Origin of the sequence: Aeromonas sp. S13(2024) (assembly GCF_041402405.1) — a bacterium.
GTDB lineage: Bacteria > Pseudomonadota > Gammaproteobacteria > Enterobacterales > Aeromonadaceae > Aeromonas > Aeromonas veronii.
In genome coordinates this window covers 135,365-142,021 of record NZ_JBGLRA010000012.1, presented here as the reverse complement: position 1 = coordinate 142,021, position 6,657 = coordinate 135,365, and the positions used below count along the sequence as shown (strand labels likewise).

Below are 6,657 nucleotides of genomic sequence, written 5' to 3'. Positions count from 1 at the left end.
TCTACTCAACCGCCTTCTCGAGTCAAGCCTTATTTTCAAAGGCTTTTCGAGGTTACCGACGAGGTTGTTTGCGTTGCCGCTTGCCCTGTCGATGGAGGCGCATTATAGGGATCTGGATCACGCTTGCAAGGGTGTTTTCGAATTAAATTCGCAATTTTGGTTCAACCGTTCACTAATCACCCAAAAAGCGCATTTATCCTGCAATAACACACCCGTTTGGCGAGCTCGCTATCCTCTAGATGGCGTGGCGATGGTAGCAGATCAAGGTTGTGGCGATTTGGTCTCTCTACATCTATATGCATGGTGATCGAGGTCACGCCTTCGGGTAACATAGCGCCCCTTTGCGATTCACACACTCTTGGGCTTTGGAGAGTTTAATGCCTTTTGCACTTGGCCAGCGTTGGATTAGTGATACAGAGACGGATCTGGGGTTGGGGACTGTCGTTGCTGTTGAAGGACGCATGGTTACCCTGTTGTTTCCGGCTACCGGTGAAAACCGCATGTATGCCAAAGAAGAGGCGCCGGTCACCCGGGTCAGCTTCAATGTGGGCGATCAGATCACCAGTCACGAAGACTGGACCATGACGGTCGAAGAAGTGCAGGAGAAAGACGGCCTGCTTATATATGTAGGTGTTCGCACCGACAATGATGAGCCCGTTGCCCTCAAGGAAGTGTTTCTCAACAACTTTATCAAGTTCAACAAGCCGCAGGATCGCCTGTTCGCCGGTCAGATCGATCGGATGTCCCGCTTCACCCTGCGCTACGAGGCGCTGATCAACCAGCACCAACGTCGTCGCAACCCGACTCGTGGTCTGGCCGGTGGCCGGGTCAGCCTGATCCCGCACCAGCTCTATATCGCTCATGAAGTGGGTCACCGCTACGCTCCGCGTGTATTGCTGGCTGACGAGGTGGGTCTGGGCAAGACCATCGAAGCGGGCATGATCATTCATCAGCAACTGCTCTCCGGTCGCGCCCATCGGGTGCTTATTCTGCTGCCCGAAACCTTGCAGCACCAATGGCTGGTCGAGATGTTGCGCCGCTTCAACCTGCACTTCTCCCTGTTTGACGAGGAGCGCTGCATCGAGGCGTTTGCCGATGCGGAGAACCCCTTCGAGACCGAACAGCTGGTGATCTGCAGCCTCGACTTCCTGCGCAAGAAGCGTCGTCGCTTCGAGCAGGTGCTGGAGGCCGAGTGGGATCTGCTGGTTGTCGACGAAGCCCACCATCTGGAGTGGAGTGAAGAGGCGCCAAGCCGTGCCTATGAGATGGTGGAAGCGCTGGCCGAACAGGTGCCGGGCGTGCTGCTGCTGACCGCAACCCCGGATCAGCTGGGTCACCAGAGCCACTTTGCCCGTCTGCGCCTGCTCGATCCCGAGCGTTTCTACGACTACGAGGCCTTCCTCGCCGAGGAGCAGGCCTATGGTCAGGTCGCCAGCGCCGCACAAGAACTGCTGGATGGCGAGACCCTGAGCGATGAAGCCAGACAGATCCTCGCCAGCCAGCTGGAAGGGCTGGACTTGAGCGATGCGACTGCCCGTCAGCAGGCGGTCGCCAAGCTGCTGGATCAGCATGGCACCGGCCGGGTGCTGTTCCGCAACAGCCGCGCCAATATTCAGGGCTTCCCCGAGCGTCACCTCAACGTCTACCCCATGCCGCTGCCGGAGCAGTACAAGACTGCCATCAAGGTGATGGGTATGATGGGTGGCAACGGTGGCGATCTGCAGACCCGCGCCTTGCGCTACCTCTACCCCGAGAAGATCTTCCAGCAGTTCGAAGGCGACAACGCCACCTGGACCCAGTTTGACCCGCGCGTCGAATGGTTGCTGGAGCTGCTGCTCTCAGCCCGTCAGCAGAAGGTGCTGGTGATCTGCTCCGAAGCGGCCACCGCCATCGCGCTAGAAGAGGCGCTACGCACCCGTGAAGGGATCCGTGGTGCCGTGTTCCACGAAGGGATGTCGATCCTCGAGCGGGACAAGGCCTCCGCCTATTTCGCCCAGCAAGAGGGTGGCGCCCAGGTGCTGCTCTGCTCCGAGATCGGTTCAGAGGGTCGCAACTTCCAGTTTGCCAGCCATCTGGTGCTGTTCGATCTGCCCCTCAACCCGGATCTGCTGGAGCAGCGTATCGGCCGACTGGATCGTATCGGTCAGCAGAATACCGTCGAGATCCACGTTCCCTATCTGGAAGGGACTGCCCAGCGCGCCCTGCAGCTCTGGTATCACGATGGTCTGGACGCGTTCGAGCAGACCTGCCCGACTGCCCGCCCGGTATTCGAAGCGGTACGTGACGAGCTGTTCGAGCTGCTGGCCGCCAACACCGGCGATCAGGCAGCCCTCGACGCCCTGCTGGTCAAGACCCGCGAACTGCACGAGCCGCTCAAGGCACGGCTGGAGCAGGGCCGCGATCGCCTGCTGGAGATCCACTCCAGCGGTGGCGCCGCTGCCCAGCAACTGGTCGACAAGCTGGCCGCCGAAGATGACGACACCGGCATGATCTCCTTCGCTCTCAAGATGTTCGACGAGATCGGCGTCAATCAGGATGACCGTGGCGAGAACGCGCTGGTGCTGACCCCCGGGGATCACATGCTGGTTTCCAGCTTCCCGGGCCTGCCGCAAGACGGCATGACCATCACCTTCGATCGCAACACAGCCCTGTCGCGGGATGACATGGCGCTGCTCTCCTGGGATCACCCCATGATGCGCGGCGGTATCGACCTGATCCTGGGCTCCGAGATCGGTGCCACCTCGGTCGCACTGCTCAAGAACAAGGCACTGCCCATCGGCTCCATCCTGCTTGAGCTGATCTTCGTTGCCGAGTCTGCTGCCCATCCCCAGCTCTACCGCTTCATGCCGCCGACGCCGATCCGTCTGCTGATGGACAAGAACGGCCAGAATCTGGGTGAGAAAGTGGCGTTCGATGCCTTCAACCGCCAGCTGACGCCGGTCAATCGCCACCTCGGCAGCAAGCTGGTCACAGCGTCCCAACCGGTGATCCACGGTCTGATTGGCAAGGGCCAGGCCATTGCCGAAGAGCTGAAAGCCGGGATTGTCGACAAGGCCCGCACCCAGATGGCGCAGACCCTGCAGCAGGATCTGGATCGTCTGGAAGCGCTCAAGGCGGTCAACCCGAACGTGCGCGACAGCGAACTGGATTATCTGCGCAATCTGCAGGCAGAATTGCACCACCTGATCGATCAGACCCAACTCAAGCTGGATGCCATCCGCTTTATCGTGGTCACCCATAACTGACAAGGTACCGACCGACAGCGGCCAAACCCAGCTCAAACTGAATACCCAAGGCCGCTTTGTCGTGGTTACCCATAACTGATGGGGGCTTGCCCCCACCTTCTGATGCGAGACATATATGTTTGAATACTCACCGCCTCTGGAACCCTGGCTCGATATCCTGTTCAAGGACAAGGACATCATGGTGGTCAACAAGCCCACTGGCCTGCTAAGCGTCCCCGGGCGCGGCCCCGAGAATGAAGACAGCGTCCTGCATCGGGTGAAACAGCAACACCCCAAGGCGGCGGCAGCTCATCGCCTCGACATGTCCACCACGGGCGTCATTGTCATTCCCCTCAATCCCAACTCTCATCGGGAACTGAGCCGACAATTTCGCGAGCGGGAGACCGAGAAGCACTACCTCGCCTGGGTGTGGGGCGAGCCGGAAGCAGAGTCAGGGCAGGTTGACCTGCCGCTCTGCGTCGACTGGCCCAACCGCCCGAAACAGAAGGTGGACTTTGAGGAGGGGCGTCACGCTCTGACCCTGTGGGAAAAACTGAAAGTGGAGAACGGCAACAGCCTGATCAAGCTGACCCCCATCACAGGTCGCTCGCACCAGTTGCGCGTCCATATGCTGGAGCTGGGGCATCCGATCCTGGGTGACAACCTCTACGCCCATCCGGATGCGCTGGCGGCTGCGCCCCATCTCTACCTGCATGCGGCCATGTTGACCATCAGTCACCCCCGTAGCGGCGAGCGGATGACCTTCGAGGCGCCAGCTCCTTTCCCGGTCTGATCCCGCAAATCGCAGAGATAAAAAAGCCCCCATCGCGAGATGGGGGCTTTTTCATTAGGGTCAGACGCGAATATCGATCTTGCTTCCCAGGGAAGCGCTGGCCGATGTCGGTGCAACCGGCGCTGATTGCGCTGCGTTTTGCAGCAGCTTCAGCGCAGCTTCGCCCTCTTGGGTCTGCTGTTTCTTGGCCAGACTGGCCGTCATCAGAGCAGAACCAAACGACGCATTTGCAGAACTTGATATATCCATAGGGTTCCTCCTGCACTCAACAGTATCGGCCAAGCGGCCCCGAACATAAGCACTGAATGCAAAACAATCTGAAAGTCGCTTTTCTATCAATCAGATAGCAATAGCATTCATGGTCCCTGTTCACCGCTGGATGACGCCTTCAAGCTCCTGTGCCGTCATCGGCCGAAGCACCTTGCAAGGGTTGCCGGCCGCCACCACATTGGCGGGCACATCTTTGGTCACCACCGAGCCGGCACCGATGACGCTGTTGTCACCGATGGTGACGCCGGGGCAGATAACCGTACTGCCGCCAATCCAGACGTTGTGACCGATCCGCGCCGGCTTGCCAAATTCCACCCCCTTGATGCGTGGCGCCACCGCCACCGGGTGAGCAGCGGTGTAGATCTGCACCCCGGGCGCCAGCAGCACGTTGTCGCCGATGTGCACCTCACAGACGTCGAGGATGGTACAATTGACGTTGGCGTAGAAGTTCTCGCCGACGAAGATGTTGGCGCCATAGTCGCAGAAGAATGGCGGATTGATGGCACACTCCTGGCCGCGGCTACCGAGCAGCTCGTGCAGCAAAGCATCCCGTGCCGGTTTCTCCTGCCAGCTGGTATTGAAGGTGTGATAGAGCCTGCGGCAGCGCTCACGTGCCGCTTTGAGCTCGGGGTCAGCCGCGTCATAGGGCTTCCCCGCAGCCATCTTCTGCCACTCGGTACCGCGCACCACCTTCTCCATTACCTACTCCATCAGCCAGATCAGGGATTCATAAGGGCGCAGCATACCCGATTGCGGTTGGGCCGGGCTATCCGGGTAGTTGCCGAGCAGCAGGCGACCTTGCCCGCTTTGCAGCTCGGCAGGCAAGGCAAACTCCACCGGCTCGCCATAGAAGTTGCTCACCACCAGCAGGGTCTGACCGTTGGCACGGCGGGCATAGGCCCAGATCTGCGGGTGCCCCGTCAGCAGCTCCTGATAATCCCCCTGGGTGAAGATGGAGTGCGCCTTGCGAAGGGCGATGAGATCCCGATAGTGCCAGAACACCGAGTTCTGGTCGGCCAGCGCCGCTTCGGCGTTGATCTCGGGATAGTTGGCGGCAGGCGTGAGCCAGGGCGTCCCGCTGGTGAAACCTGCATTGGCCGCAGCGCTCCACTGCATCGGGGTACGCGAGTTGTCACGGGACTTGGCGCCGAGAATGGCCAGGATCTCGGCCTCGCTCATCCCTTCGGCTTGCTTGATGGTGAAGATGTTGCGGCTCTCCACATCCTGATAGTCATCGATGCGCTGATAGCCGGGATTGGTCATGCCGATCTCCTCCCCCTGATAGATGTAAGGGGTGCCTTGCAGGCCGTGCAGCGTGCTGGCCAGCATCTTGGCGGCTACAACTCTATGCTCGCCCTCATCGCCGAAACGGGAGACGATGCGCGGCTGATCGTGGTTGCACCAGAACAGCGCCGACCACCCCTTGCCATGCATACCGCTCTGCCAGTGGTTGAAGATGCGTTTGAGTTCGAGAAAATCGAACGGTGCCTTGGTCCACTTGTCGCCGTTGGGGTAATCCACCTTGAGGTGGTGGAAGTTGAACACCATGGATAGCTCTGAGCCGTCCAGCGCGCCATAGCGCTGGCAGTGCTCCAGCGAAGTAGAGGACATCTCCCCCACCGTCATGGCACCCACCGGGGCAAACACGTCGCGGCTCACGTCCTGCAAAAATTCGTGGATACGCGGCCCGTCGGTGTAGAAGCGGCGGCCATCGCCAGTCTCATCGTTCGGGAACGCCTGATCCTTGGAGATAAGGTTGATGACATCGAGCCGGAAACCGTCTACCCCCTTGTTGGCCCAGAAGTGGATGATCTTTTTCACCTCAGCGCGCACCGCCGGATTTTCCCAGTTGAGATCCGCCTGCTCGCGGGCAAACAGGTGCAGGTAGTACTGACCGGTGGCTGAGTCCAGCTCCCAGGCGCTGCCACCAAACTTGGATTGCCAGTTGTTGGGCACGCCGCCATCCACCGGGTCGCGCCAGATGTAGTAGTCGCGGTAGGGGCTGTTTTTATCCCCCAGCGCCGACTTGAACCAGGCGTGCTCGGTGGAAGTGTGGTTGACCACGATATCCATCACGATGCGGATGTCGCGCGCGTGGGCGGCGGCCAGCAGCGCCTCGAAATCTGCCATGGTGCCGTAGGCGGGATCGATGGCAAGGTAGTTGGCGATGTCGTAGCCGTTGTCTACCTGTGGAGAGACGTAGACCGGGGTCAGCCAGAGAGCATCAACCCCCAGGGTTTTGAGATAGTCGAGGCGGGCCATGATCCCCTTGAGATCTCCGGTGCCACGGGCAGCGGAATCCTGAAAGCTCTTGGGGTAAATCTGGTAAATCACGGCACTCTGCCACCAGGGTGTTTGGCTCATGGGTCT

At 59.9% G+C, this 6,657-nt stretch carries 6 protein-coding genes; 3 read left to right on the top strand and 3 right to left on the bottom strand.

What is annotated here, in order from left to right; all coding sequences use genetic code 11:
- The 3 genes from ACB042_RS15935 to rluA all read left to right on the top strand — a co-directional run.
- Window positions 1-307: hypothetical protein (locus ACB042_RS15935; RefSeq protein ID WP_371178712.1), on the top strand; the 307-nt coding region annotated here is incomplete at its 5' end.
- Between the two features lie 70 nt (window positions 308-377).
- Complete coding sequence (gene rapA / locus ACB042_RS15930; protein WP_371178711.1) at window positions 378-3,245, top strand: RNA polymerase-associated protein RapA; 2,868 nt, start codon at window positions 378-380, stop codon at window positions 3,243-3,245.
- 115 nt (window positions 3,246-3,360) lie between these two features.
- A complete protein-coding gene (gene rluA, locus ACB042_RS15925) occupies window positions 3,361-4,017 on the top strand; it encodes a bifunctional tRNA pseudouridine(32) synthase/23S rRNA pseudouridine(746) synthase RluA (RefSeq protein ID WP_234571088.1) in 657 nt (218 codons plus the stop codon).
- Window positions 4,018-4,077: 60 nt separating this feature from the next.
- On the opposite strand, the gene ACB042_RS15920 is transcribed toward rluA, so the two are convergent.
- The 3 genes from ACB042_RS15920 to treC all read right to left on the bottom strand — a co-directional run bounded on the left by ACB042_RS15920 (window position 4,078) and on the right by treC (window position 6,651).
- Window positions 4,078-4,266: a hypothetical protein gene (locus tag ACB042_RS15920; protein ID WP_005336040.1), complete on the bottom strand. Its 189-nt coding sequence runs from the start codon at window positions 4,264-4,266 to the stop codon at window positions 4,078-4,080.
- A 120-nt stretch (window positions 4,267-4,386) separates the two neighbouring features.
- Complete coding sequence (locus ACB042_RS15915) at window positions 4,387-4,986, bottom strand: sugar O-acetyltransferase (protein WP_371178710.1); 600 nt, start codon at window positions 4,984-4,986, stop codon at window positions 4,387-4,389.
- A gap of 3 nt (window positions 4,987-4,989) precedes the next feature.
- A complete protein-coding gene (treC, locus tag ACB042_RS15910; protein ID WP_371178709.1) occupies window positions 4,990-6,651 on the bottom strand; it encodes an alpha,alpha-phosphotrehalase in 1,662 nt (553 codons plus the stop codon).
- Window positions 6,652-6,657: the final 6 nt, after the last annotated feature.

Coding starts and splice junctions, on each gene's coding strand:
- rluA (WP_234571088.1), top strand. CDS start 3,361: ATGTTTGAATACTCACCGCCTCTGGAACCCTGGCTCGATATCCTGTTC.
- treC (WP_371178709.1), bottom strand. CDS start 6,651: ATGAGCCAAACACCCTGGTGGCAGAGTGCCGTGATTTACCAGATTTAC.
- rapA (WP_371178711.1), top strand. CDS start 378: ATGCCTTTTGCACTTGGCCAGCGTTGGATTAGTGATACAGAGACGGAT.
- ACB042_RS15920 (WP_005336040.1), bottom strand. CDS start 4,266: ATGGATATATCAAGTTCTGCAAATGCGTCGTTTGGTTCTGCTCTGATG.
- ACB042_RS15915 (WP_371178710.1), bottom strand. CDS start 4,986: ATGGAGAAGGTGGTGCGCGGTACCGAGTGGCAGAAGATGGCTGCGGGG.